This window comes from Deltaproteobacteria bacterium (genome assembly GCA_009929795.1).
GTDB lineage: Bacteria > Desulfobacterota > Desulfovibrionia > Desulfovibrionales > Desulfomicrobiaceae > RZZR01.
The window spans coordinates 43,857-69,542 of record RZZR01000002.1 but is presented as its reverse complement, the minus strand read 5'-3'; the positions used below and the strand labels follow the sequence as shown (position 1 = coordinate 69,542).

The window sequence follows — 25,686 nt, the reverse complement described above, 5'->3', positions numbered from 1 at the left end:
GATCGTGGCACAGGCCCATCCAGACGGACAAGGGATCCCCGGCCAGTCGGTCCATGACCCGGGCCGTGTGTTCCAGGAGGGATTCATCGTGCCGGGGCCTGGGACCAGCCGGAATGCTCCGGGCCCCGTCGAGTTCGGTCAGCCAGGGTTCGAGGCAGTTCCCTTGTTCCAGGACCCGGACGAATCGGCCAGGTTCGGGGGTGGCCAAGGATTTGAGCACTTCCTGACCGACGCGCTCGGCGGCAATGCTCTCCAGGAGACCCTTCCCGGCCACGGACCGCATGGCCCAAAGGGTATCCTGATGGAGGTCGAAATCAGGAAACTGGGCGGAGAATCGGGCGGCCCGGACGGCCCGGACGGGGTCGGCCAGGAAATTGGCCTCGGACACGGGACGCAGGATTTTCTTGTCCAGATCGTCCAGGGCCAGGGAATGGGCCACGATCCGGTCGTCTTCATCAAGGGCCAGGGCGTTGATGGTCAGGTCCCGGGAGGCAAGGTCCGATTTCAGATCGGGGTGAAGCGACAGGGTGTATTGGTCGCCCTGGAAAAGATGGACGGGGTTCTTTCCTCCCACGGTCACGGTCCCGGGATGGGCGGCCAGGAATTCCTCGACAGTGGCCCCGAAGACAACAAAGTCGCGGTCTGCGGCGGGGCGTCCGAGAAGCATGTCCCGGACCGACCCCCCGACAGCGTAGCATTTCATGGTCGGCGGCAGGATCGGCCGTTGGCGACGGTCATGTTCTTGCCGCCCGCCTTGGCCTCGTACATGGCCTTGTCGGCCCGGGCGACAAAGGCGATTTCGTCTTCTCCGGGGAGGTGTTCGGCAATGCCGACGCTCAACGTGATGCGAACGACCGTGTTCTCCATGGGCCTGAATTCGAGGGCGGCAAAGCTCTTGCGAAGCCGTTCGGCCAAGCTGACGGCCTTTTCGCAGGGAGTTTCCGGCAGGAGGATGACGAATTCCTCGCCACCATAGCGGAAGGCCGAGTCGGGGTTACGGATGTGGGCCTGGATTGTCCGGCCGAGGGTCTCCAAAACCAGGTCGCCCTGAACGTGGCCGTAGCGGTCGTTGAAAATCTTGAAGTTGTCGATGTCCAGGAAGACGAGGGACAAAGAGTGTCCGTATCGCTGGGACCGGGCCAGTTCGGTTTTGATCTGCTGATGGAAATGCCGGGAGTTGTAGAGCCCGGTTAGGTCGTCCCGACGGCTCATCTCCTTGAATCTGTCCTCGCTTTCTCGGAGCTTGGCCTCGACCTCCGTGCGGCGCTCGATCTCGGACCGAAGCTCTTCGGTTCGCTGTTGGACGAGTTCCTCCAGATGTTCGTTGTAGGCCTTGTTTTCGCGCAGCAGCCTGGCCCGTTCCAGGGCCCTGTCCACGGCATGATCCAGGACCTCGAGTTCCGTGAAAGGTTTGGTGATGAAATCCCAGGCTCCCTTTTTCAGTGCCTGGACGGCGTGTTGGACCAACCCCGTACCGGAGATGACGATGACCGGCAGCTTCTCCAATCGGTCCGACAGGCGGTCCAGAACCTGGAAGCCGTCCATGCCGGGCATGATCAGATCGAGGAGAACGAGGTCAGGGTTCATGCGGTCCAGAATTCCCAGGGCCTCAAGTCCGTCGGCGGCCTGGACGACGACGTGGCCTTGATCCTCAAGATACTCGGCCACGCTTTCTCGGGCCAGTGGCTCGTCATCAGCCACAAGGATGGTTTTTTTCCGAAAGACCGATTTCGATGAGGATTCGGAAGTAATAGACATGGTTGGACCATAGACCTAAGCAGTTTTGAAGGCAAAGGGTTTGTATCCGGAGCCCTCAGGTCCAGAAGACGAAGACCATGGGCGCGAGGACCAGTCGGTACCAGGCGAAGGGGCGAAGGGACATTCTTTGAAGCAGCCGGATGAACAGGGCCACCGCAACCAGGGCCGAGAGAAAGGAGCAGACGAAACCCACGGCTAGGACGGCCAAGTCCTTGGGCCCGAACAGCGACCAGTTCTTCAAGAGGTCGAATCCCGTGGCCGCAAACATGATGGGCACTGCGGCAAGAAAGGAGTATTCTGCGGCCAGGCGGCGGTTGGCCCCCAAAAGCATTCCTCCCATGATGGTTGCGGCGGAGCGCGAAAACCCGGGCCAGAGAGCCAGGCACTGGAAGAATCCGATGCCCAGGGCCAGGGCCGGGGTGATGTCGTCAAGAGTCGCAAATCGGCCGCTGTTTCCGGCCCGACGTTCCACGGCCAGTATTGCCAGTGCCCCGATACCCAGGGCCCAGGCCACTGGCAGAGGGTGGAAGAGGTACTCCTTGATCTGGTTGTGGACGATCAAGCCAAGGATCGAGGCAGGGATGGAGGTCAAAACCAGAAGTCGGATGCCCCGCAGGCCCTGGAAGCGGCCCGGGGTTCCGGGCCGGATCAGCCCGAGGAAAGTCGAGCGGTAGAGCACGACCACGGCCAGGATGGCTCCAAGCTGGATAATGACCTCGAAGGCGTCGGCCCGGGGGCCGGTGAAGTCGAGCAGATGTCCGGCGATGATCAGATGTCCGGTGGAAGAGACCGGAAGGAACTCGGTGGCGCCCTCGACAATGCCGAGGATGAGGGCTGCGAAGATATCGTGCATGTGGTCGGCCCGAGGGGTTGGAGGGTGCGTGCAGGGATAAAAACACCTAGTCCGCACCTATCCGCTTCTTTTCCTGCGGTCAAACTTGGTGTACGGTCAGAGCGTCCAACCGGGTGTGCCCTCGCACGAGCCGGCCCGGTTCTGCAAACTTCAACACAGCATCAAGGAGAACGTCCCATGTCCAGAGTGTCCCTCTTCGTCGTGCTTGTCGTCATCGGGTTTTTGTCGGGTTGCGGGACTCGGGCCGAGGCTCCTATGGTTTTTCCCTCGGCAGTGGGTCTGGATTTGACCATCCAGGAGATTCTGGCCGATACCGAAAGCTACGAATCGTACTATTGCAACACGGCCGCCAACCCGTCGGCCCTGATGTTCGTCCCCAAAACCGGCCGGTTCAAGGTCGTGCCCGAACGCCGCGGCCTGGGGCTCGGTTGGCAGGCTGAGAACGATCCCAAGGCCCTGCGGCGGATGCAGCAGACCATCCTGGACCGGGACATGGTCCAGAACCCGGTCCTGCGGGTGCTCATGACCCCGCGTATGGACGACGGACAGAGGCATCCCCTGGCCTTTGTCTACAGCATCAAGGACACCTTTGCCCGGGCTATATCGGACGAATCCGAGGCCTTTTTGGTCCTGTCCATTCCGGAGATTCCAGGCAAGTACGGCAACGACAATCTTGCTCCCTGGCATATTTTGTGATTGAGTCTTCAACATTCGTTTCATTCGTGCGAGGACAAAGGAGAGGATGATCATGGCCGGTTTTCTGCAGAACATCAGCGTGCGTTGGAAGATTCTGGGCTTGGCCCTGCTCGGTCCGATCCTGATTTCGGTCATTGCCGGATACGAGCGGATTTCGGACATTCGTCAGGGGGCCGAGAATGGGATTCTCGAAAAGAGCAAGGCCATCGTGCTCATGGCCGAGGCGGCCCGCGACGAGATGGCCGACAAGCTCCGGCGGGGAGTGATCCGGCCCTTCGAGGAAATTCCTGCCAAGGATATTCTGGAGGCCGTGCCCGTGGTCACGGCCATGGAGATGGCCCAGGTCAACGCAAAAAAGGCCGGATACGAATTCAAGGCTCCCAAGGAGAGTCCGAGGAATCCGGCCAACACTCCGACGGCCCAGGAGAAGGAGGTCCTCGACGAGTTCAGGAAAACGAATATCCAGGAGAAGGTCATCGTCGAAAAGGACCGGATCCGGTATTTCCGCCCGGTCCGGCTGACCGAGGAATGTCTCTATTGCCACGGCGATCCTAAGGGGACGCCCGATGTGGTCGGCGGGATCAAAGAGGGCTGGAAGGTCGGGGAGATCCACGGGGCCTTTCAGATCATCTCCTCCCTGGATGCGGTGAACGCCCAGGTCCGTACGGCTGCTATAGGCATCACGCTCTGGACCCTGGGCATCCTGGCCGTCATCTCCGTTTTGGTCTATGTGGCCATGAACATGCAGATCATCACTCCGCTCATGCGGATCATCGGGTATGCCGAGGCCGTGGCCGGGGGTGATCTCGATTCCAAGCCCGTCGGGTCTTTTTATTCCGAGTTGGCCAAGGTGAAGGAGGCCATCGCAAAGATGGTCGAGAACCTGAAGGGGAAGATGTCCGAGGCTCAGAACAAAAGCGCCGAGGCCATGCGGGAGCGGGAGAGGGCCGAAGGGGCCTTGAGGGATTCCAAGATCCAAGAGGAAAAGGTCGTCCGCCTTCTGGACAAGATGACCCACGTGGCCATGGAGGCCGCGGGTATCGCCAGCCAGCTGTCCTCGGCCTCTGAGGAGCTGGCCGCCCAGGTGGACGAGGTCAGCAAGGGCGCCGGCATCCAGGACCAAAGAACGAGCGAAACGGCCACGGCCATGGAGGAGATGAACGCAACGGTCCTAGAGGTGGCCCGGAACTCCTCGTCGGCGGCCCAGAGCGCGGACAAGGCCAGGTCCGAGGCCGAGGAGGGAGCCAAGATCGTTGAAGAGGCCGTCATGGCCAACGATCAGGCCTCTAGTCAGGCCATCCAGCTCAAGGGAGACATGGGACGATTGGGTAAGCAGGCCGAGAGCATCGGCCGCATCCTTGACGTCATTTCCGACATCGCCGACCAGACCAATCTCCTGGCTCTGAACGCGGCCATCGAGGCTGCCCGGGCCGGCGAGGCCGGGCGAGGTTTCGCCGTGGTCGCCGACGAAGTTCGCAAGCTGGCCGAAAAGACCATGCAGGCCACCAAGGAGGTGGGCACGGCCATCCAGAACATCCAGCAGGGCGCGGCCGTGAACGTCCAGAACGTGGACGAGGCGGTCAAGGCCGTGGAATCGGCCAATGCCCTGGCCAAGAGTTCCGGCGAGGCCTTGCGCCGGATCGTCGGTCTGTCCATCCACACGGCCGACGAGGTTCGGTCCATCGCCACGGCGGCCGAGGAGCAGAGCGCCGCCAGCGAGGAAATCAACCGGGCCGTGGAGGACATCAGCCGGATCACGGCCGAGACCTCCGAGGGCATGAACCAGTCGGCCCAGGCCGTGACCGAGTTGGCCCAGTTGGCCCATCAGTTGAACACCCTCATCGGTGAAATGACCGAGGTGGAATAGCGGAGCTACGAACGAGCGGAGGAGAGAAATGACTGATCCGAAATCCAGTCAGGAGGCATTGCCCCACAAGGAGATGGAGGCCCTGGAGGGCCGGAGCAGTAAGGAGCTTCAGGGCCGGGTCCAGGAGAGTCTGGAGGCCCCGGAGTCCAGGCCGGCTCTGGAGAAGGCCACGAAGAGTCAAGTCGATGATGAATGGTGGTGTCCCAACGAGGAATGTCGGGTGATCGATCCAGGGGAAATTTGACCTGGAATTTCAAGAATCTCGATATGTCCAGAAACCAGATACTGACGTCGGCCCTGCCTTATATCTGCCAAGATTGAACCCAGCCACAAGCTGAAACAGAAAAAGCCCCGTCCGGTTCATCCGGGCGGGGCTTTTTTATTCGTGAAGTGTGAGCCGGGACTACCAGATGTTCTGGCGCTGCTTTTTCAAAGCGGCGGCCTGTTCCTCGAAGGAGGAGAATCCGGCCTGATGCAGGGCGTCGGTGATCGTGGTGTCCCAGTCCCAGTTGGCGTAGATGATTGGCTTGTGGAAATGGGACCGGAAATCTGCCAACTGCTGACGGATGACTTCTTCCTTCAGGCTTCCCAGGGCGTCGCGAAGCTGCTGGTGCAGCTTGGAAAGCTCGCCTTCGTACCATTCCATGAGGTCCGAGGGGGCGGTGGTGTGCTTGAGGATGTGGTCGTAGTTGTGTTCCTTCATTCTGGCGTGCAGACGGGCCAGATGCTGTTCTTGGAGCCATGGTCCCAGACGGGGCAGGTCGATACCTTCTTGTTCGATCTCGGCCACGTCGTGCTTGGTCTGGGCGTATGTGTCGGGAACGACCGATGCCGAGACGATGCCGGCTATGCAGACCAGACCGCGAATGATCTTGGAGTTGGAAACGCCCTGGCCGCAGAATCCGACCTTCTTACCGACCTTCTGACCGGTGAAGATGGTGGTCAGAATGGCCCAGACCACGGCCGGATCCTCCTCGTCGTAGATGTGCCGGAGCATGGAGTTGTCCCTGTCCGTGCCCAGGACGAGCTGGGTCATGTCGTTGGAGCCGATGGAGAAACCGTCGAATTCCGAAATGAACTGCTTGGCCAGGATGGCGTTGCTGGGGATCTCGGACATGAGGATGAGCTTCAGGCCATCCTCGCCGGAGACGAGGTTGTGGACCTTGGCCAAGTAGCGTTTCATGCTTCTGGCTTCCTCAATGGTCCGGACGAAGGGCAGCATGAGGTTCAGGTTCTGGCCGCCGTACATGCCCCGGGCCAGCTTGAAGGCCTCCAATTCCCAGTCGTGGATGTTCCTGGACACGCCCCGGTAGCCGAGCATGGGGTTGTCCTCGTGCGATTCGAAGAGCATGCCGCCCAGGAGGTTGCGGTACTCGTTGGATTTGTAGTCGGTGGTCCGGTAGATGATGGGCTTGCCGTAGAAGGCCATGGCAAACAGGGCCAATCCTTGGGACAGGGTCTGCATGTAGAGTTCCCGGCCGTTGCGGTAGCCTCGCTGGCGGAGAAGTTCTGAAATTCGTTGGGTCAGGTTCCTGACGTCGTCCATGTCCTGGACCAGTCCGGCCTTTTTGGCCACGTCGAGCCTGAGTTCGGCAATACGCTCCATGGTGTCGGCAACCAGGGAATTCCTGCTAATCCGGCCGTAGATGATGCTGATTTCTTCCTTGAGTTCCTGGACCCTGGAATTGGCCGGATCATTCCCCAAGCTGTCCAGTTCGTCGGCCCAGCCCATGATCACGGCAATGTGTTCGTTCAGGTCGTCGGAGGTTTTGAGGACGTCCAGACGCTGGGTGGCGAATTCCAGATGCTTGTCCAGCTTCTTGTCCAACTCGCGGAGCCGGCGGTGGATGGCTAGGACCTCGTCGGTTCCACGCATGCCTTCGCGGTTGGCCAGTTCATCCATGGCCTCGGTCAGCCCGGTGACAATGCCCACGTACTGCCGCAGCTTGAGGTCCATGGAGATGAGCCCGCCCACCAGCTGGTCCCGGATGATCTTGCTCAGGTCATTTTCCAGGTCCTTGAGCTTTTGCTGGACCATGGATTCCAAGGTGCCGTTGTCGTAGGCCTCCAAGGCCAGGGGATGGACCCCGATGTTGCCGAGCATGAACTCGGCCCGCAAAAGGCCGATTTCGAAGTCCGGGACGTTGCGGAGTCTGGACAGGAACAATGACTGTCCGACGTCGGCCAGGATGAGGCCGATCTTTGTCTTGGTCGCGGGCAGGGCCTGGACATCGATCTCGCCGCCGACCTCAATGAGGGGGATGATACCGCGATAGATCCGGCCCCGGGAACCGTCCACGGTGACCTGGTGGCCGTCCAGAGAACGCAAGGTTTCCAGCCGTTTGATACCGATGACGGCGGGAATGCCCAGTTCACGGGAGGTGATGGCCGCGTGACTGGTGTCGCCCCCGGCGTCTGCCATGATGGCCGAGGCGATGCGCATACCCGGGACCATGTCCGGGTCGGTTCGGTCGGCGGCCAGCACATCTCCTTTCATGACCTTGTTCAATTCAAGGGCTGAGCGGAGAAATTTGACTTTGCCCTGGCCGGCTCCGCGGGATGCGCCGTTGCCCTCTAGAATGACCTCGGCGCTGACCGTGGCCTTGGGGTCGACCTCCATGCGGCGCATGAAGATGGTGTGGGGATGTTTTTCCAGATCTTCGTTCCATCTGGTTTCGGGCCGGGCTTGGACGAACCAGAGTCGGTCGGTGTTGTCAATGCAGAACTCCGAGTCCATGATCATGCCGCCGTAGGCCTTGCTGATAATCCGGACCCCCCGGGCCACAATCTCGGCCTGGGCCATGGACAGGGACCAGCGGCAGGCCAGGTCGGGCTCGACCTCCATAACCTTGGTCCCCAGGCCGCTGTCGTCGTAGACGATCTTCTTGTCCTTGAGCCCCATGAAGCGGATGACCACCTCGTGGCCGTCGTCACGCTGGAAGACGTAGAACTTGTCCGGAGTGACCAGACCGCTGACCACCGCCTCGCCCAGGCCGTAGCTGGCGTCGATGGACACGAGGTCCTTTCGGTCCGTTCCCCGGCACCCAGTGGACGTGTCCGCGCTGAAGGCCGTGCCCGAGATGACCGGGTCGATCATGCGCATGATGCACACTGAAAGGGATGTGTTTTCGATGGACCACTCGCGTTTAGCCTTTTCGGCAATGGAGTTGTCCCCTACGGCCTCGGCTCTAGCCACGGCGTCCAGGACAGCCTCCCGTCGATAGGTCATGGAGCGCAGATTGTACGCTGAGGCGCAGTCCCAATGATAGGCCTCGACAACGTTGTCTTCGCCGACGATGTTCAGATAGGTATCCTGGAGCCCGGCGAAGGCCTTTTTTCGGCTATCCTCGCCAGCGGCCGAGGAGCGGACGGCCACAGGCACACCCTCCATCTTGGCCTCGTCGCAGATCTGCTGGTAGGCCTCGCGCACGGCCCCGTCTACCTGCCTGGGCAAAGTCACCGAGAGAATGGCCGCCTGAACCAGGACCGAACGTCTGCGTAGCTGGTCAATGCCTTCGGGGGAGGTGGCGAAACCATCGACCACATTGTTGATAAAGGTCCGCAGAGCCACGGTCCGTTCCTCAGCCTTGCCTCCGTCGCGGATCTCCCGGGCGATACGGCGGACGAACGCCCTCAGGAAGTCCGGATCCTCGTTGACCTCCTGATCTCCCCAGGAGACGGAATTGTAGGCCTTTTCCACGGTCTGGCGGACCAGGGCGGCGTTGACCTTGGTCTCGTCAAGGACGCTGTGGAAGGCGACGGAGCTTATAGCCCTGAACTGGGGGGCCTTGATGTCGGGGATGTTGGAAATGATGGCCGTGTTGTAGTTCTTGCCGCCGACCAGGAGTTCGGCCTCCTCGCCGATGAGGGCGATGTCGGGTCCGGAGAGGACAAGTTTTCGCCCTACGGCGTCGACGTCCTTCTCCCTGGAATCTTTTTTCTGGCGAGCCTTATCCATTTTATTCCTCCCTGGAATTCAGCGTTGATCCACGGCGGGGTCCTGCCGGAAAACATCTGATGACGAAAACGTGCCAAAAAAAGAAGAAACTTTGCCTTGTGTTTCTGGCCCGTTACAATGGGGATACCCGCCCTTTCATGCCCTCGTCAACAATTTCCAACAAAAATGTCCCATTCGTCACGGCGACTAGAGCTTTTCCCCGCATTGGCAGCAGAACACGCTGTCCTTAGTGACGATGGGATGGTGGCAGGCTCCGCAGGTCCGGGGAATGGCCGAAAGCTCGACCAGGAGCTCACCTTCGCGGACCGGGACCATCTTTTTGTCCTCCTGGTAGTCGGCGAATTTGAGGACTCTCTTGACCAAACCGTCCACAGGGGCCAGGACGGCCTTTTCCTGCTTCATGATGGACAGGTTGAACAGTTCCTGCCCTTTGGCGACCTTCATTCCCGGTCTGGCGTGCATGATCCAGAGATCGCCGGTGCTTGGGGAGCCGATCTGGTGGGGATTGTTGCGATCGGCCATTTCGATGTCCGCGGCGGACTTGTGGGCACCCTCGGCCACCTTGATGTGGGAGGTGAAGGATTCCGAGTTCAGGGAGTACTGGACCGTGCTCAGCCCCTGGGAGTCGGGACGGGAAATGTGATGGATGACCAGGGAGTGGTAGCGGCCCTGGGAGTCCTTGAAGAAGAGTTCCTCCCCGGCCTCGAGGCCCTCGAACCAGACGTCCAGGGGAAGCTGGTTCGGATCTCCGAATTCGCGCTTGAAGGCGAAGGTGTTCAGGGCGTCACCGGGATGGTTTAAATAGAGGACCAGTTCCTCCTCGGTGGGCTGGCGGTCGAGATGGCCGGCCAGAGCCGTCCGCTCGGCCTCGATGTCCGTTTCCTTCAGGGTTGAGAGGGGGGAGTTGGTGGTTCGTCTGGTCAGGGCCTGCTCGAAGTCCGGGCCGAAGGCGCTCTCGTAGACCCAGGGAGCGGGGAATCCTAAGGGCAGACGGCCGAATTTTCCAAGGAGCAGATCCCGGAAGGCGTCGTTGCTGTCTTTGTAGATGTTCAGCCGTTCCCGGAGCATATCGTGATCGAGATCGGCCTCGGGAGTCGAAACGACCGTTTCCAGAACGTTCAGAAGACGGCGCACGGCCTTTTTGCCGCCCTCCTTGAAGGCTCCGGTCACGGCCAGAAAGGCCGTATTCCACGTGATCTGGGAGCCTGGAGTGACGTCGTGGTAGCGGACGATTCGACGGGTTCCGGCCAGAAAACGGAGCATGAAGGGAAGCAGATGGATGTAGCCCTGCTTCATGGCCCCTTCCTGGGACGAGGATGTCGCCCCGCCAGGCATGCCGTGCTGAACCACGTCGTAGTCGATGCCCTGGAAGTAGGGGGCCGTGTAGCGGTCGTAGTAGGGCATGATCTGTTTGGCGACGAAGTTGCACGTCCGGATCATGTCCTTGTTCAGGAGCGTCTTGAGACCGAGTTCGTCCTCGATGTAGGCCGAGGTGGCTAGGACATCCCCCTGGCCATACCAGCGGACCGTGGCCCCGATGGCAGTGTCCACGATGTGGGCTCCGGCCTCGGCCGCAGCTCCCACCGAAGGCACGAAAAGTCCGTCAGTGTAGTGTCTGTGAGAATGGATGACCAAATCTGGATACTTGGCACGTATGGCTGAGACCAGGGCTCGGATGAATCTGGGCGGGCAGACCCCGGCCATGTCCTTGAGGCCGAGGATGATAGACTTGGTGACCTTGGCCCTGGGCAGGCTCGATGCCTGGGCGGTCATGTCCAGGATCTCCTCGACCACGTTCATGTAGTGATCGACGTCAAAGCCCTCGGCAAAGGACAGAGAGATGGCCGGTTCGAAAATGTTGGTCCTGGAGGCCATACAGACCTCGGCGAAGGGCCTCATGTTCTCGATGTGGTTTAGGAAGTCGAAGCAGCGGATGACGTCGTAGTGCTCGCAGATCATCTCCCCGGTCTTGCGCATGAGGTTTTTGGGCTGAGGCTTGTAGCCCAGAACGTTGGTGGAGCGGATAAGGATTTGTTTGAGAGTCTTGGGCGCGAATTTGTTCCATTCGGCGGCTTCGGTGAAGGGGTAGGTCATGTTGGCCAGCATGGCCACGTGGAAGTGGGCCCCGCCACCGTTCTCCAGGGAGAAGAATCCACAATTGTCCAGATAGGGGCCGATGAGCCTGTCCTCGGCCAGTCGGAAGCGGTTGCCGCTGTTGGACTGGGTAATGTCCCTGGTGGTGGTGTCCGTGAAGTGGACCAGATCAGAGTCCCTGACGAAGTCAAGGGTGGCCTGGCGGTCACCCCGGGGGTAGGGGTAGGTATAGTACTCGGGTTCAATGGGCGGGAGAACCGGGTTGAAGCGGCCCATGCGCTTGTCGGCCCGGCTACGGTATTCCCCGAGCTTGACGTATGGGTTGTGGCCGTGGGCCGAAATCTCGGCCACCAGACGTGAGAGGCGCAGGGCTTCGGGCTCCTGGTCCCGGTATTTCATGAGCTCTGGATGTTGGGCCACGAAATTCGTGTCGTATTCCCCGGAGCGAAATTTTGGATGTCGGATGATCTGGCGATGGAAGGGGATGGTGGTCTTGACCCCTCCCACGGTGTACTCGCCCAGGGCCCGGGCGGCTGTTCCCAGAAGTTTGGGCCAGCTTTTGCCGTAGGTGATGAGGAGCGAGGCCGCAGAGTCGTATTGGGCCGGGAACTCGTAGCCGCCGGAGACGCATGAGTCTACCCGGACCCCCTGGCCGCCGGGGGAAAGGTACCTGGTGATGATCCCCGCGTTGGGCGAGAAGTGGTTTTGAGGATCCTCGCAGTTGATGCGGACCTGCATGGCGTGGCTACTCGGCCTTGTGTCCCGCTCGTTGAAGCGGAGAGTTGAGCCGAAGGCCAGGGCGATCTGCTCCTCGACCAGATCCACGCCGTATCGGCATTCAGTGATGCCGTGTTCGACCTGGAGCCGGGTGTTGACCTCGATGAGGAAGGGAGTCCCGTCGGCCTCGACCAGGAATTCGACCGTGGCCAGGGAATGATACCCCACGTGTTTGATGAGCCGGCGACTGTACTCCTTGAGTCGTTCCCGCAGGGCCTCGGTCATGCCGGGCCAGGGCGAAGGGGTGATTTCGACCAGCTTCTGATGGTTGCGCTGGACCGTGCAGTCGCGTTCGTCAAAGGCGAAGACATGGCCGTGGGTGTCGGCAATGACCTGGATTTCGATGTGTCTGACCGATGTCAGCAGGCGCTCGACGTAGAGACGGGGATTGCCGAAGGAGGCCTGGGCCAGGGCAGAGGCCTTGGAAAAGGCGTCGGCCAGTTGATCCTGGTTGAAGACTTCGTAGATGCCACGGCCGCCGCCACCGCCTTCGGCCTTGAGCATGATTGGAAATCCAATTATATGGGCCACCTCTCTGGCCTCCTCGATGCTCACGGCGCCATCGGAGCCAGGGACCACCGGGATGTCCAGTTTTTTTGCCAGATTGCGGACTTCGACCTTGTTGCCCAGAAGACGCATGGCCTCGGAGGTGGGGCCGATGAAGATGATACCGGCCTTGTGGCATTTGGCGGGGAAGGCGTCATCCTCGGAGCAGAATCCCCAGCCGGGATGGATGGCCGCGACATTGCGGGCCTTGGCCATGGATATGATTCGCTCCATGTTAAGATAGGCCCGGGGATTGTCCCCGAGGAGGAGGAGTTCCCTGGCCCCGGAGGTGAAGGGAGCTGTCTTGTCTACGTCCGTCACTGTCAGGACCGGTACGGCCCGGAGTTCGTGGATGGAGCGGACGATCCGCCGGGCCGGGATGCCCCGGTTGGCTACCAGGATTTTTCGGCCCCTGATGTTTTCGAGAACGGTGTCGAAATCGTAATTCTTCATGGAGGGATAGCTCCGTCGGGCGTCGATGCGGGTTCAGGAATCGGTCGCTGGATCCAGGGGCAAAATGCTGCCCGAGTTCAGGACGACGAGGGCCTCTCCTCGACGCAGGAGCAGGGAGCCATCGTCGTTCAGACCGGAGACAACGCCGCGCAGGCGGCGTCCGGAGGAATCTACCAGAGCCTCTTGACCAATAAAGGCCATGTCGGCTTGAAGGTCGTTAAGGAAGGATCTAGGGGTACATCCAAGAAGGGATGAATAACAGTCTCGGCATCGGGGCACAAGGGCGGCCCAGAGGCCGGGGGCTGCCGGTTCCGGTAAGGCCGGACCCTCCAGAGTTTCGGGCGGAAAAGCATTGTCCCTGCGTTCCTGGGCATGTGGCCGGGCCGTCAGGTTGAGCCCGACACCGACCAGAAGACAATTTTGCCGTTCCTCGACCAGGATGCCCCCAACCTTGCTGCCGTGTTGAAGTAGATCGTTGGGCCATTTGATGGTCACGGCAAACCCCAGGGTATCCAAGGCACTGCGGATGCATGCCCCGGCAAGGAGCGGAACGATCCTTTGCCAGTTCTCCGGTGGATACGGCCAGCGCCAGGCCGCATGGAGATTGCCCTCGGGCGATGCCCACGGCCGACGGAACTGGCCCCTTCCGGCCCATTGGGAGACGCACAGAACCGACGACCACTCGGGGAAATCCTCGGCTTCCATCAGCTTCCAGGCCAAGTCCAGGGCCGACGAGCAGGCTCCGGCCAGAAGTACGTAGGGGGCTTGGTCGCTTCGGTTCGAAAAGGGGACGCTGGGCAGGGAAATGGTTTGACCTTCTTCGGTCTCGACCGTTAGAGTACTGGGCGGTAAGGGTTGGGCCAGGCCGGGCCGGTCCCGGTCAAGATGGAAGATCGTCATGTCCATGTCCACGACTTCATGGCCTGATTCGGGCCGGGAGGACCAAAAGGATTCGACGAACGGCGTCACGGACAGGATGAAATTGTGAACAGGCCGAAGAGAGCGTTTTTTCTCACGACGAACAGGAGCGAACATGGGCACGAACAACGTCATTTTTCTGGAAGTCATCGAATGGTTCGACGAAACCGGGCGGGAGATTCTGAAGCGGATTCCAGCCGAGGGGTCCGGGGAGATCAAGTTCGGGGCCCAACTCATCGCCAGAACCAGCCAAGTGGGGGTCTTTTTCTACAACGGCAAAGCGGTCCACGCCTTCCCCCCGGGGCGGCATACCTTGAAGACAGCCAACATTCCCATCCTGACCAAGATCCTTTCGGTCCCCTGGGGAATGACCAGCCCGCTCCGGGCCGAGGTCTATTTCTTGAACATGAAGGTTTTCCCCAACCTCAAATGGGGAACCCGGGAACCGGTGGCCTTTCGGGACAAGGAACTCGGTCTCATTCGTCTGCGAGCTTTCGGCGTCTACAATATCAGGATCGTCCAGCCCCTGCTCTTTATCAACACCATGGCCGGAACCATGGGTCGGGTGACCACGGACGAGGTCGAGGACTATCTGGGCAAGGTCATCGTCTCCCGGCTAAACGATTACATGGGTGAACATCTCGACACGGTTCTCGATCTTCCGGGCCGCTATGACCAATGGTCCGACGGGCTGAGACAGCGCCTTCGGGAGGATTTCTCCCATTTCGGCATCGCCCTGACCCATCTCTACATCAACTCCATCACTCCGCCCCCCGAAGTCCAGCAGGCCATCGACGACCGCTCAAAGCTGGCCGTGTTCGACAATCTAAACGATCTCATGCGCCTCAAGGCGGCCATGGCCCTGGAAAAAGCGGCCGAGAATCCGGGCGAGGCCGGGGGAGGCATGGGCATGGGCATGGGCCTCATGCTTCCGGGCATGATGGGCCAGATTTTCCAGGCCCAAGGCAAGGCCGCGGTCGAATTCACGACCTGCCCGGATTGTTCCCGACAGGTTCCTGAAGACGCCCAATTCTGCCCCTTTTGCGGCCATCAGGTCATGGTTTTCCACCAATGCCAAGGTTGCGGCAAGAACTTGCCGCCCAATGCCCGGTTTTGCTCCCGCTGTGGCCAGGCCGTGACCGAGGGGCCGCGCCAGGTGAGATGCCCGGCCTGCGGAACAGACAATTTACCCGGGGCCAGCTTCTGCAACGCTTGCGGCGGACGCATTGAGGGCTGAACTCAGATACCAATGCCCCCAATGCGGGGCGCCGGTGACCATGCCGGAAACGACCCGGGTTTTTCACTGCCGGTTCTGTCAAGTCCGTCATTTCATTGATGCCGGTGCCCATCCCAGCCTTTTAATCGAGCCAAGGCATCAGGTTCGGGGCGAACTCGTCTATGTCCCGTATTGGCGAGTGCGAGGCATGGCCCTGGTCATCAACGACGTCCATCGGGTCGAGCACCGTCTGGTGGACACCAGCCTGGCCGCGGTCCCGTTTCCGGGGCTTCCGGTCTCGCTGGGCCTGAGGGCCCAGGCCATGCGGCTGCGATTCGCCGAGCCGGGCATTCCGGGTCGGTTCCTGCGACCGGAGCTGAGACTTGAGGCCGTGAGGACCATCCTGACCGTCGGCCATCCCGGGGCCGGTCCTGATGTTTCCGACCGGGTGTCTCTTCCCCAATCCCTGATCGGAGACATCGTCAGCCTGGTCCACGCCCCCATGGACGTTCGAGGCGACACTGTTCTCGACGCCCTTTCCGGACGGGAGGCCGATCCCGATCTGGCCTTGGTCCTTTCCAGGGCAGGCAGCCGAGATTCTCTGCCGGTTCCCGGTTTCTTGCCGGCCATGTGCCCGGTCTGCGGATGGGATTTGGAAGGGCCCGCCGATAGCTTAGCCCTGGTTTGCCGACAATGCCAAACCGTGAACATCCCCCATCGAGGAGGCTTGCAGGCCGGAGGCCTCAGCTTTCTGGCCGAGCCCGGTTCAGGTGACCTCTGTCTGCCGGTCTGGGAGGTAACCCTGACGGCCTCGGACTTGGCCCTTGAAACCTTCGCAGACCTGATCCGTCTGACCAATCTGCCCATGGTCGTCAGGCCGGAGCACGAAGCCCGGCCTTTGGTCTTCAGAATTCCGGCCTTCAAGGTCAACCCGCCGCTTTTTCTCCGTCTGGCCGCACAGTTGACCCTGTTTCGGGGGGATTCTCGGCCTGGAAGGGTCCCGATCGATGCTTCGTTTTTTCCGGTCACCCTGCCGGCCCGGGAGGCCTTTCAGGCCTCGCCCATGGTTTTGGCCCACCTGGCGCCCAACAAGAGACAGGTGGCTCCCCTGGTGAAGGAGAACAGGTTCAAACTTCGATCCGCTCGCTTGGTCCACGTGCCATTTTCCGACAATATCGCTGAATACCTGCAGTGGGATATGAACGTGTCCATTCAAAAGCAGGCCCTTATCTGGGGCCGAGGGCTGTAGCCCTTCCTTTCCCGAAATCGTCTCTTTCCCGTCATCCGTTCGTCACCTCGAGAATCCTATGCTCGTCAGCAAAAGCATAAGGAGAGGTGATGCCATGACCAAACGGTTTCTTTCACTGCGAACCATGATTCTGTTATTCTGTGTCGGGATCGTTGTGGTCCCGGTGGCCGTTCTGGGCTGGTTCAGTGCCGAATCGGCCCGGGAAAGTATGGTTCGGCAGGCCGGGGAAAAATTGTTGGCTGTCCGGGACGTCAAACGGATGGCCCTGATGAACATGGCTTCCGTCTGGGTCCGGGAGGCCTCCCACTTGGCGGCTTCCAAGGAGGTCTACAACATCGTGGTCATGCTCAGAGACCATTTTATGGGTTCGGCCAAGGGCCTGCGGGCCGATGTGGCCAACCCGGTTTTTCAGGATCTCCGCGCCTATCTCGACCCGGTACTCAATGCCTATGTCGAACGTCTCGGCTACCGGGACGTTTTGATCGTCGATGACGGCGGTCGAATCCTTCTGACGGCCAAGGGATTGGATGATCTCGGACATGATCTCGACATTGGGGCCATGGCCGGCACGCCTTTGGGCGAGGCCTGGAAGGCCTGCATGACCGGACAGGAGGCCGTGGCCGATTTTAATCGTTATGCCGTATATGGCGACGAGCCTGTGGCCTTTGTCGGGGCTCCGATTTTCAGCCACACCGGGGAGACGTCCGGGGTGGCCTTTCTGTCGGTTTCCAATACCGACTTGAACAAGATGATGGGCATGAACGAAGGCCTGGGGCAGACAGGGAGAACCATTCTGCTCGGTTCGGCCGGGGTGCTTGGATCGGGGCAGGACGTTTCTATGGACGTTGTCGACGACATCGTTCAAGCCTTGGCTCAAGGGCATGCTCCGGGGTTTCTGTATACCCTTGATGGACCGGATGGCCGACGGCTGGCCTCCGATGTCGACATCCCATTCGGAACTGAGACTTGGAATCTTGTGGCCATGGTGGACGAAAACGAGGTGATGGCCCCGGCCGAAGATTTGAATACTGTCCTAGCTCTTTCAACGGCTTTGCTTGTGGCCATGGCAGTTGTCGCCATGTTTCTCTTTCTTCGGCGAGAATTGTTCGGACCCATGGCCTTGCTTCAGAGGTACTCGGTCGCCGTGGCCGGAGGAGACTTGAAAAAGCAGATTCAGGGCCGGTTCAGAACTGAATTTTTTGCCGTGTTCGACGCCATTTCCAGAATGGTCGACTCCCTCGAATCGAAAATCATCCAGGCCGACCAGAAAGCCAAGGAGGCCGACAGCCACGCCCAGCAGGCCGAAGCGGCGGCCTTGTTGGCCACGGCCAATCAGCAGAAACTCGAAAACATCGTTCAAGGATTGATGGACATGTCGGCAAAAGCCGAGGAACTGGCCGAGGAAAGTCAGGAACACGCCAAGCAGGTTTTTGCCTCCTTGGATTCAGCTCGCACGGGAGCCGACCAACAGAGAGCCTGCATCCGTGATCTGACGAGATGGATGGACGAGCTGGTCATGGCCGTGGACGCGGTGTCCGAGGCCGCGACCATGGCGGCTGAAAATTCGAGCGATGTTCATCTCAAGGCCGATGAAGGCCGGGATACCGTCGGACACAGCGTACGGTTCATGACCAGGGTTCAGGAGATCAGCGACCAGCTGCGATCCGATTTGGACGAACTGAACAACGAAGCACGGAACATCGGCGGGGTGATCAATCTGATCAACGACATCGCCGACCAAACCAATCTCCTGGCCTTGAACGCGGCCATCGAGGCCGCCAGGGCAGGAGAATCCGGCCGGGGATTCGCCGTGGTGGCCGACGAGGTGCGTAAATTGGCAGAACGGACCGTGGCCGCCACCAGCAAGGTGGAGGAGAGCGTCCGTTCCATTCAATCCCGGGTCGGCGAGCACAAGCAGAAGATGGACGAGGCTTCGTCAACCGTGACCAAGATGACGACTCTGGCGGCAGCCTCCAATCAACGGCTGGAAGAGATCGTTGAACTGACTACTCGGGCCGAGAGTGAGGTTGCCTCCATTGCCTCGGCCCTGGTCCAAGAACAGCAAATGGCCATCCAAGTGAACGAGGGACTCTCGACAATTCGCGGTATCGCCAGGGACACCGGGCAGAGGATGCAGAAGACGGACCGGGTCATGGCCGATCTGGCGACCACCATCGACCGGTTGGGCCGGATCATGGATTCATATGTCGGTTCTGAAACGCCATGTGTCGGCGAACCGATTCAGACCTTGGCCGGACCCTTGGGAGCCTGAATCGTCAAAAATGATCATTATATGTTTGAAATCCTGTCACCGTGCCCCCACACCATCGTCATCAAACTGTCACAATTCAAATTTACATACACACTCGGCAACGCCAAGTATTTCAACCACACCATAAACCAACAGGAGGAGACAATGCGCATCAGAACCATCTTGCTGACCATGGTCGGAGCCATGATCATCGCCGGAACGTCATGGGCCGGAGCCATCAAGGTCAACGGCTCGACCACGGTTTTGCCCATCGGCCAGGCAGCGGCAGAGGCCTTCATGAAGGAAAATCCGAACATCAGCGTCTCCATCTCGGGCGGCGGTTCCGGTAACGGCATCAAGGCCATTGTTGACGGCAGCACGGACATCGCCATGTCGTCACGGTTCATCAAGGACAAGGAGATCGCCATGGCCGTCGAAAAGAATCGTTACCCGGTTCCGTTCGCCGTGGCGTACGACTGCATCGTTCCGGTTGTTCATCCCTCCAACCCGGTTTCCAATCTGACCCTTGATCAGCTCAAAGGCCTGTACATGGGCACCGTCAAGAACTGGAAGGAAGTCGGCGGCCCGGACAAACAGGTTGTGGTCATCTCCCGCGACACATCGTCAGGAACCTACGAGGTTTGGGAAGAGAAGGTCATGAAGAAGGAGCGTGTCTTTGCCGGAGCCCTGCTCCAGGCTTCCAACGGGGCCGTGGCCCAGGCCGTTGCCAAGAATCCATTCGCCATCGGCTACGTCGGATACGGCTATTTGAACAAAGACCTGAAGGCCCTGACCGTGAACTCGGTCGTCGGCAGCCCCGACACCACCCTGGACGGCACCTTCCCCATCTCGCGGGCCCTGTTCATGTTCACCAACGGCTGGCCCGAAGGGGACGCCGCCAAGTTCATCAACTTCGTCCTGAACCCGAACAAGGGCCAGAAGCTGGTCAAGGAACAAGGCTTCGTGCCCCTGTTCTAATACCGTTCTCGACCTTTATCCCTTCCGGTCCGGGAAGACCCGGACCGGAAGAACAATTTGGAATCACATTTCAGAAGGGGTCCCATGCGAATCGCCAGAAGAACCAGGGAGAGGATCATCCAGGCCTCCTTTTTCGGGGTGGCCAGCGTATCCTGCATCGTCCTGGCCCTGATCATGGCCTTCCTGTTCATGGAGGGCCTGCCCATCTTCGAGCACGTCTCGGTCAAGGACTTCATCTTCGGCACCGAGTGGTATCCGACGTCCGATCCGCCCGATTTCCAGATTTTCCCCCTTATCATCGGCTCCCTGGCCGTGACGGCCCTGTCGTCGGTCATGGCCATCCCTCTCGGAGTCATGACCGCCATCTACCTGGCCGAAATCGCTTCGTCCAGAACCAGGGCCATGGTCAAACCCCTGGTGGAACTCCTGGCGGCCCTGCCCTCGGTGGTCATCGGATTTTTCGGCATGGTCGTGGTCGCCCCATTCCTGCAGAGTCAGTTCGACCTGCCCACCGGCTTGAATCTCATGAACGCCTCCATCATGCTGGCCTTCATGTCCATTCCGACCATATGCTCGATTTCCGAGGACGCCATCTACAGCGTCCCCCTGGATTTGAAGGAGGCTTCCCTGGGCCTTGGAGCAACGCATCTGCAGACCATTTGCCGGGTGATCATTCCGGCCTCGCTGTCGGGAATCTCCACGGCCGTCATTCTGGGCATGTCCAGGGCCATCGGCGAGACCATGGTCGTGCTCATGGTGGCGGGCGGGGCGGCCATGGTTCCGGGTTCGATTTTCGACCCGGTTCGGCCCATGCCGGCAAGCATCGCCGCGGAAATGGCCGAGGCTCCGTTTCGAGGAGATCACTATTACGCCCTGTTTGCTACGGGCATGGTTTTGTTCGTCTTTACCCTGCTTTTCAACATGCTGGCCCAGCACATCGCCCATAAGCACTCCCAGGTCGGGGCGGCAACGCTCTAGAGGACAATGACCATGCGATACACGGACAAACGCAAGTTTAGTCAGGGGGCGGTCTTCACCGTCATTCGGGGATCGGCGGTCGTCAACGGTCTGGCCCTTTTCGTCATCGTCTTTTACCTCGTCGTCAACGGCTTTCCGGCCTTGAACTGGACCTTCATCTCGGATTTTCCCAGGAACTCCATGACTGAGGGCGGGATTTTTCCCTGCATTCTGGGGACCTTCATTCTGGCCTTCGGATCCATGATGGTTTCATTTCCCCTGGGCGTGGGCACGGCCATCTATCTGCACGAATATGCCCGTCCCGGCCGGACGGTGCGGCTCATCAGGCTGGCCATCGCCAATCTGGCCGGAGTGCCCTCGGTGGTTTTCGGCCTGTTCGGCCTGGCCTTTTTTGTCATCTGGATGGGATTTGGGGTCAGCATACTCTCGGGCATCCTGACGTTGGGTTTTTTGACCCTGCCGGTCATCATCGGGACATCTGAGGAGGCCCTGCGGTCGGTCCCCCAGACCTACCGCGAGGCATCCCTGGGCCTCGGGGCAACCAAGTGGCAGACGGTCTCCAAGGTTGTTTTGCCGGCGGCCCTGCCGGGTATGCTGACCGGGTCCATCCTGGGGCTCAGTCGGGCGGCCGGGGAAACCGCGGCCATCATGTTCACGGCCTCGGTCTTTTTTTCGCCCAATTTGCCGAAGTCCATATTTCACGATGTCATGGCCCTGCCGTACCATATCTATGTCCTGGCCACGGCCGGAACCGAGATTGAAAAGACCAGACCCCTGCAGTACGGTACGGCCCTGGTCCTCATCGCCTTGGTCTTCAGCATGAATCTGGCGGCCATCGTCTATCGGGCCAGGATTCAGAAGAAGATGAAATAAACCGGGATCGAGAAAATAACACGGGAGCCGAGCATGTCCGGAGAACGAGTCCTTGTCGTCGAAGACGAACCCGACATCCAGAATTTGGTGAGTTTTCACCTCAAGCGGGAGGGTTTCGACCCCATTCGGGCCATGGACGGGCACAGGGCATTGGAGCTGGTCCGGACGGAATCGCCGGATCTGGTCATCCTCGACCTGATGCTACCCGGTCTTGACGGCCTTCAGGTCTGCCGAAGAATCAAGTCCGAGCCAAGAACAAAGAACATTCCGGTCATCATGCTCACGGCCAAGGGTGAGGAGGTCGACCGGATCGTCGGATTCGAGCTCGGGGTCGAGGATTACGTGGTCAAGCCCTTCAGCCCCCGGGAGCTCATGCTTCGGATCAAGGCCGTCATGAAGCGTTCCCGAAGGGCCCCGGTCCCTCCGGTGGTCTGGAAGAAAGACGGAATCCGGGCCGATCTGGAGAACTACGAGTTCACCGTGGACGGGGAGAAGCGGGAATTGACGGCCACGGAGTTCAAGCTTTTCGCCGAGTTCGCGACCAACGAAGGAAAGGTCCTGACCCGGGAGCATCTTTTGAATTCCGTCTGGGGACACACCTTCGATGGTTACAACAGGACCGTGGATACCCATATCCGTCGTCTGCGCAAGAAGCTGGAGCCCTATCAGACAATCATTGAAACGGTCCGGGGGATCGGCTACCGCCTGGCCTGAGAACCGTCACCGGGCAGGGCGGCAAGAAGCCTTGCCCATCAAGGACGAAATCACGAATGAAACGTTTTTCTATGCAGACCAAGCTGATGGTCGGGTTCAGCCTGATCCTGGTCACCTCGCTTTTGGGGCCATACCTGTTCTACGCCCAAACCTTCAGGTCCGCCCTGGAACGGGAGGCGCTGAATTCGGCCACGACGCATCTTGATCTCGCCGTAGCCACCCTGGAGACGCGGAGTCCGTTTGCCGGGCCTGAGGACTTGAACCGGAAGCTCGCTAAACTAGGCGAGGCCACCGGCATCCGGGTGACCTACATCGCCGCCGGAGGCGAGGTCGTGGCCGATTCCGGCTTGAACATGGATCAGATCGCCGTTCTGGACAACCATGCCACCAGGCCGGAAGTGGTTCAGGCCAGGCAAACGGGCACCGGAATCGCCATCCGTTACAGCGGGACCCTGGACAAAAACCTGATCTACGCCGCCAGGCCTCTGGATTCCTTGGACGGTATTCCGGCTGGCATTCTTCGGGTGGCTGTGCCTTATGCCGAGACGAACGACATCCTCGAGCGAATGAACAGAAGCATGCTCGGCTTCATGGCCGCGAGCCTTCTGATCTTTTTTGTCCTGACGGGGGTGCTGATGAACAGGGTCCTGTCTTCCCTGCGTCAGGTCGTGGACAATGTTCTTGCCATCGGGGCCGGAGACTACGACAAGCGGATCCGGGACGTCCCATCGCCGGAATTCGTCCCCCTGGTCAAAGCGGTCAACTATCTGGCCCAGAACATCGGGGAAAATATTTCGACCATCACCAGACAGAAAGTGGAACTGGAGGCCGTGTTCAACGGTATGCGGGAAGGAGTCATGATACTCGACGACCAGATGCGGGTCGTGGGCAGCAACCAGTCCTTGCAGCGGATATTTCCTAGGCTGGAGGCCCAGCCCGGATTGTCCCCCTTGGAGGCGACCCTGATTCCAGAACTTCAGGACGCCTGCGCCTTGATCCAGGAGACGGGCTTTGACGAGGGATCGAACAGGACCGTGTCCCTGGTCGTTAAAACCAACGCGGGGGCCTACTTCGACGTGAACATCGTTCCCTTGCACGGGTACAAGGATCTTGGGGCCGTGGTCGTCTTTCACGACGTCAGCGAGATCAAACGGGCCGAGAACATGCGCAAGGATTTCGTCGGCAATGTCTCCCACGAACTCCGGACTCCATTGACGTCCATCAAAGGCTACGCCGAGACCCTGCAAAGCCTGCCGGAATGCGAAGGCGAGGACCTCCAGTCGTTTCTGGGCATCATCCTCAAGAACGCCGACATCATGAATCAGATGCTCGGCGACCTCCTGGCCCTGGCCAAGTATGAATCGGGCGAGATTGAGCCGGACCGGAGAGAGGTGGATTTGTATTCGGCCGCTTACAGCGCCCTCAAGATCTGTCAGCCCCAGGTGGAGGCCAAGGCCGTGTCCGTTGATCTGCGAATCGTCCAGGGCCAGAAATCTGTCTGGGCCGATTTTGACCAGCTGGTCCAGGTTCTGGTCAATCTCATCGGCAATGCCGTCAAGTATGTCCCTGAGCAGTCCGGGCGTATCCGGATTGAAATCGTCGCTGACGGGGACATGGTCGAGGTTGCCGTTACGGACAACGGCCCGGGGATTCCAACGTCCGACCTGCACCGGGTCTTTGAACGATTCTACCGGGTGGAAAAGCATCGAAGCCGGGATGTTCCCGGAACAGGCCTGGGACTGGCCATCTGCCGGCACATCGTTCTCAATCACGGCGGACGAATCTGGGTCGAGAGCCCCGCCCCCGGCATGAGCCATGGGAGTGTGTTCCATTTTGAACTGCCATCAGCCGCATCCAGCGGCGAAAAAGGAAGCCTCTAGTGGACAATTCAGTCATCAAGCTCCAATCCAAGAATCTGGATTTCTATTATTCCGATTTCCATGCTCTGCTGGATATCAGCATGGATTTCCTGGCCAATCGGGTCACGGCCCTGATCGGACCGTCGGGATGCGGCAAGAGCACGTTCTTGCGCTGCATCAACCGGATGAACGATCTCATTCCCGGGACCCGAATTCAGGGGCTTCTGGCCCTGGACGGCCAGGACATCTACGCGCCATCCCTGGACGTGGTCGATTTGCGGAGAAAAGTCGGCATGGTCTTTCAGAAGCCAAATCCATTCCCCAAGACCATTTTCGAGAACGTAGCCTATGGGCTCCGGGTTAACGGGGATCGCAACAAGGCCGTCATAGCCGAGCGGGTCGAGACGAGTCTCAAGATTTCAGCCCTGTGGGACGAGGTCAAGGACCGACTGCACGAGAGTGCCTTGGGACTTTCGGGCGGGCAGCAGCAGCGTCTGTGCATCGCCCGGGCCGTGGCCGTGGAGCCCGAGGTCCTGCTCATGGATGAGCCGGCTTCCGCTCTCGATCCCATCGCTACTCAAAAGATCGAGGAACTCATCCACGAATTGAAGACCAGGTTCACGATCATCATTGTGACCCACAACATGCAGCAGGCGGCCCGGGTCTCGGACTTCACAGCCTTCTTCTACATGGGACGACTGATCGAGACGAATCCGACGGAAAAGATATTCACCAAGCCTGATCAGAAGCAGACCGAGGAATACATCACCGGCCGTTTCGGTTAGAGTTTCGTCAGACAAGGGGTTTTCTCGACGCTCGATTGGGCCGGATCATCAACTCTTGAACAGACAAGGACGTGATATGGAAAAGGCGACCCACCTTCAGGAAGGTCTCAGGGGCCTCAAGCTCAAGATGCTGAACATGTTCGCCATGGTCGACCGATCCGTGGACCGGAGCATCAAAGCCTATACGGAAATGGACGAGTTTTTGGCCGAGGAGGTCGTGGAAGGGGACGAACTGATCAATGATCTGGAAAGCGAGATCGACGAGTATTGCCTGAGGATCCTGGCCCTGGAATGTCCGGTGGCCAAGGACCTTCGATTCATTGTCGGGTGCATGCGGATTTCGAGCGACCTAGAGCGGATCGCGGACGAGGCCGCGAATGTGGCCGAGCGGGTCATGATCATCGGCAACCGCCCCCGTCTCTCGTACTACCAGGATCTGACCTTCATGGCCCAGAAAGCCCAGATTATGCTCCGCAAGGCCGAGCAATGTTTCAACGAGCAGGATCAGGATCTGGCCGTGAGCATCCCCAAGATGGACAGCGAGGTCGACGTCCTGAACCACCGCATTGTCAAGAAGATCATCGAATTCATGATTCAGGAGACGCCTGCCATTGAGCGCTCGGTCCACAACGTGATCATTGTCCGGCGTTTCGAGCGAATCGCCGATCTTTCGACCAACATTGCCGAGAATGTCTACTTCATGACCCGGGGGATCAACATCAAACATAAGGTCAATTTTGATCAGCGTTGAAGGCGATCTGAAGATCAAATTGAATCAGGGCGATCCCGGGTCTGGCCGGGGCGCCCTTTTTTCATGTCTGGGATAGGACGTGGCGGCCAGTTTCCTTGCCCCGCCTGGAAGC

Annotated in this window: 19 protein-coding genes; 13 read left to right on the top strand and 6 right to left on the bottom strand. The window is 59.7% G+C overall.

The window, feature by feature from the left end; translation table 11 throughout:
* The 3 genes from EOM25_00635 to EOM25_00625 all read right to left on the bottom strand — a co-directional run.
* Nucleotides 1–703, bottom strand: a 703-nt coding sequence (locus EOM25_00635; GenBank protein NCC23693.1) for a tRNA nucleotidyltransferase, incomplete at its 3' end; no start/stop codon positions are given.
* Nucleotides 700–1,758 (bottom strand): diguanylate cyclase, encoded by a 1,059-nt coding sequence (locus EOM25_00630; protein NCC23692.1) that lies wholly within the window; start codon nt 1,756–1,758, stop codon nt 700–702. The genes EOM25_00635 and EOM25_00630, both read right to left, overlap by 4 nt.
* Before the next feature lie 55 nt (nt 1,759–1,813).
* The gene (locus EOM25_00625) at nt 1,814–2,611 is read right to left on the bottom strand and encodes an undecaprenyl-diphosphate phosphatase (GenBank protein NCC23691.1); all 798 of its coding nucleotides are present in this window, start codon (nt 2,609–2,611) and stop codon (nt 1,814–1,816) included.
* A gap of 177 nt (nt 2,612–2,788) precedes the next feature.
* Between EOM25_00625 and EOM25_00620 the strand changes: the two genes are divergently transcribed.
* The 3 genes from EOM25_00620 to EOM25_00610 are packed head-to-tail and all read left to right on the top strand — an operon-like array spanning nt 2,789 to nt 5,418.
* The gene (locus tag EOM25_00620) at nt 2,789–3,307 is read left to right on the top strand and encodes a hypothetical protein (GenBank protein NCC23690.1); all 519 of its coding nucleotides are present in this window, start codon (nt 2,789–2,791) and stop codon (nt 3,305–3,307) included.
* Nucleotides 3,308–3,359: 52 nt separating this feature from the next.
* Nucleotides 3,360–5,174, top strand: coding sequence for a DUF3365 domain-containing protein (locus EOM25_00615; protein NCC23689.1), 1,815 nt, complete (start codon nt 3,360–3,362; stop codon nt 5,172–5,174).
* 28 nt (nt 5,175–5,202) lie between these two features.
* Complete coding sequence (locus EOM25_00610; protein ID NCC23688.1) at nt 5,203–5,418, top strand: hypothetical protein; 216 nt, start codon at nt 5,203–5,205, stop codon at nt 5,416–5,418.
* A gap of 159 nt (nt 5,419–5,577) precedes the next feature.
* Here the strand turns inward: EOM25_00610 and EOM25_00605 are convergent, their stop codons facing one another.
* From EOM25_00605 to EOM25_00595, 3 genes are all read right to left on the bottom strand, one after another.
* Entirely contained in the window at nt 5,578–9,132 is a 3,555-nt protein-coding gene (locus EOM25_00605) for a phosphoenolpyruvate synthase (protein NCC23687.1), read from the bottom strand.
* 186 nt (nt 9,133–9,318) lie between these two features.
* Nucleotides 9,319–13,002 carry a pyruvate carboxylase gene (locus EOM25_00600; protein NCC23686.1) on the bottom strand — a complete coding sequence of 1,228 codons (3,684 nt, stop codon included), beginning with the start codon at nt 13,000–13,002 and terminating at the stop codon, nt 9,319–9,321.
* A 33-nt stretch (nt 13,003–13,035) separates the two neighbouring features.
* On the bottom strand, nt 13,036–14,070 hold the full coding sequence (locus EOM25_00595; GenBank protein ID NCC23685.1) for a biotin--[acetyl-CoA-carboxylase] ligase: 1,035 nt from the start codon (nt 14,068–14,070) through the stop codon (nt 13,036–13,038).
* Here EOM25_00595 and EOM25_00590 point away from each other — a divergent pair.
* From EOM25_00590 to phoU, 10 genes are all read left to right on the top strand, one after another.
* A complete protein-coding gene (locus EOM25_00590) occupies nt 14,036–15,157 on the top strand; it encodes an SPFH domain-containing protein (protein ID NCC23684.1) in 1,122 nt (373 codons plus the stop codon). The two genes, EOM25_00595 and EOM25_00590, sit on opposite strands and share 35 nt — an antisense overlap.
* Nucleotides 15,158–15,197: 40 nt before the next feature.
* Nucleotides 15,198–16,385 (top strand): hypothetical protein, encoded by a 1,188-nt coding sequence (locus EOM25_00585; protein ID NCC23683.1) that lies wholly within the window; start codon nt 15,198–15,200, stop codon nt 16,383–16,385.
* A gap of 58 nt (nt 16,386–16,443) precedes the next feature.
* A complete protein-coding gene (locus EOM25_00580; protein NCC23682.1) occupies nt 16,444–18,657 on the top strand; it encodes a hypothetical protein in 2,214 nt (737 codons plus the stop codon).
* 144 nt (nt 18,658–18,801) lie between these two features.
* Entirely contained in the window at nt 18,802–19,614 is an 813-nt protein-coding gene (locus tag EOM25_00575; GenBank protein ID NCC23681.1) for a phosphate ABC transporter substrate-binding protein, read from the top strand.
* An 84-nt stretch (nt 19,615–19,698) separates the two neighbouring features.
* Nucleotides 19,699–20,592, top strand: a complete 894-nt coding sequence (pstC, locus tag EOM25_00570) for a phosphate ABC transporter permease subunit PstC (protein ID NCC23680.1) — start codon at nt 19,699–19,701, stop codon at nt 20,590–20,592.
* Nucleotides 20,593–20,598: 6 nt separating this feature from the next.
* A complete protein-coding gene (gene pstA / locus EOM25_00565; protein ID NCC23679.1) occupies nt 20,599–21,465 on the top strand; it encodes a phosphate ABC transporter permease PstA in 867 nt (288 codons plus the stop codon).
* Between the two features lie 33 nt (nt 21,466–21,498).
* Entirely contained in the window at nt 21,499–22,179 is a 681-nt protein-coding gene (locus EOM25_00560) for a response regulator (GenBank protein ID NCC23678.1), read from the top strand.
* 56 nt (nt 22,180–22,235) lie between these two features.
* The gene (locus EOM25_00555) at nt 22,236–24,059 is read left to right on the top strand and encodes a HAMP domain-containing histidine kinase (GenBank protein NCC23677.1); all 1,824 of its coding nucleotides are present in this window, start codon (nt 22,236–22,238) and stop codon (nt 24,057–24,059) included.
* Nucleotides 24,059–24,823 (top strand): phosphate ABC transporter ATP-binding protein, encoded by a 765-nt coding sequence (locus EOM25_00550; protein NCC23676.1) that lies wholly within the window; start codon nt 24,059–24,061, stop codon nt 24,821–24,823. The genes EOM25_00555 and EOM25_00550 overlap by 1 nt, the downstream gene beginning before the upstream one ends.
* A 76-nt stretch (nt 24,824–24,899) precedes the next feature.
* Complete coding sequence (gene phoU / locus EOM25_00545) at nt 24,900–25,574, top strand: phosphate signaling complex protein PhoU (GenBank protein ID NCC23675.1); 675 nt, start codon at nt 24,900–24,902, stop codon at nt 25,572–25,574.
* The last annotated feature ends 112 nt before the right edge of the window (nt 25,575–25,686 follow it).

Coding starts and splice junctions, on each gene's coding strand:
- EOM25_00600 (NCC23686.1), bottom strand. CDS start 13,002: ATGAAGAATTACGATTTCGACACCGTTCTCGAAAACATCAGGGGCCGA.
- EOM25_00630 (NCC23692.1), bottom strand. CDS start 1,758: ATGTCTATTACTTCCGAATCCTCATCGAAATCGGTCTTTCGGAAAAAA.
- EOM25_00625 (NCC23691.1), bottom strand. CDS start 2,611: ATGCACGATATCTTCGCAGCCCTCATCCTCGGCATTGTCGAGGGCGCC.
- pstC (NCC23680.1), top strand. CDS start 19,699: ATGCGAATCGCCAGAAGAACCAGGGAGAGGATCATCCAGGCCTCCTTT.
- EOM25_00580 (NCC23682.1), top strand. CDS start 16,444: ATGCTCGTCAGCAAAAGCATAAGGAGAGGTGATGCCATGACCAAACGG.
- phoU (NCC23675.1), top strand. CDS start 24,900: ATGGAAAAGGCGACCCACCTTCAGGAAGGTCTCAGGGGCCTCAAGCTC.
- EOM25_00605 (NCC23687.1), bottom strand. CDS start 9,132: ATGGATAAGGCTCGCCAGAAAAAAGATTCCAGGGAGAAGGACGTCGAC.
- EOM25_00620 (NCC23690.1), top strand. CDS start 2,789: ATGTCCAGAGTGTCCCTCTTCGTCGTGCTTGTCGTCATCGGGTTTTTG.
- EOM25_00610 (NCC23688.1), top strand. CDS start 5,203: ATGACTGATCCGAAATCCAGTCAGGAGGCATTGCCCCACAAGGAGATG.
- EOM25_00585 (NCC23683.1), top strand. CDS start 15,198: ATGCCGGAAACGACCCGGGTTTTTCACTGCCGGTTCTGTCAAGTCCGT.
- EOM25_00615 (NCC23689.1), top strand. CDS start 3,360: ATGGCCGGTTTTCTGCAGAACATCAGCGTGCGTTGGAAGATTCTGGGC.
- EOM25_00575 (NCC23681.1), top strand. CDS start 18,802: ATGCGCATCAGAACCATCTTGCTGACCATGGTCGGAGCCATGATCATC.
- EOM25_00555 (NCC23677.1), top strand. CDS start 22,236: ATGAAACGTTTTTCTATGCAGACCAAGCTGATGGTCGGGTTCAGCCTG.
- EOM25_00590 (NCC23684.1), top strand. CDS start 14,036: ATGGGCACGAACAACGTCATTTTTCTGGAAGTCATCGAATGGTTCGAC.
- EOM25_00595 (NCC23685.1), bottom strand. CDS start 14,070: ATGACTTCCAGAAAAATGACGTTGTTCGTGCCCATGTTCGCTCCTGTT.
- pstA (NCC23679.1), top strand. CDS start 20,599: ATGACCATGCGATACACGGACAAACGCAAGTTTAGTCAGGGGGCGGTC.
- EOM25_00560 (NCC23678.1), top strand. CDS start 21,499: ATGTCCGGAGAACGAGTCCTTGTCGTCGAAGACGAACCCGACATCCAG.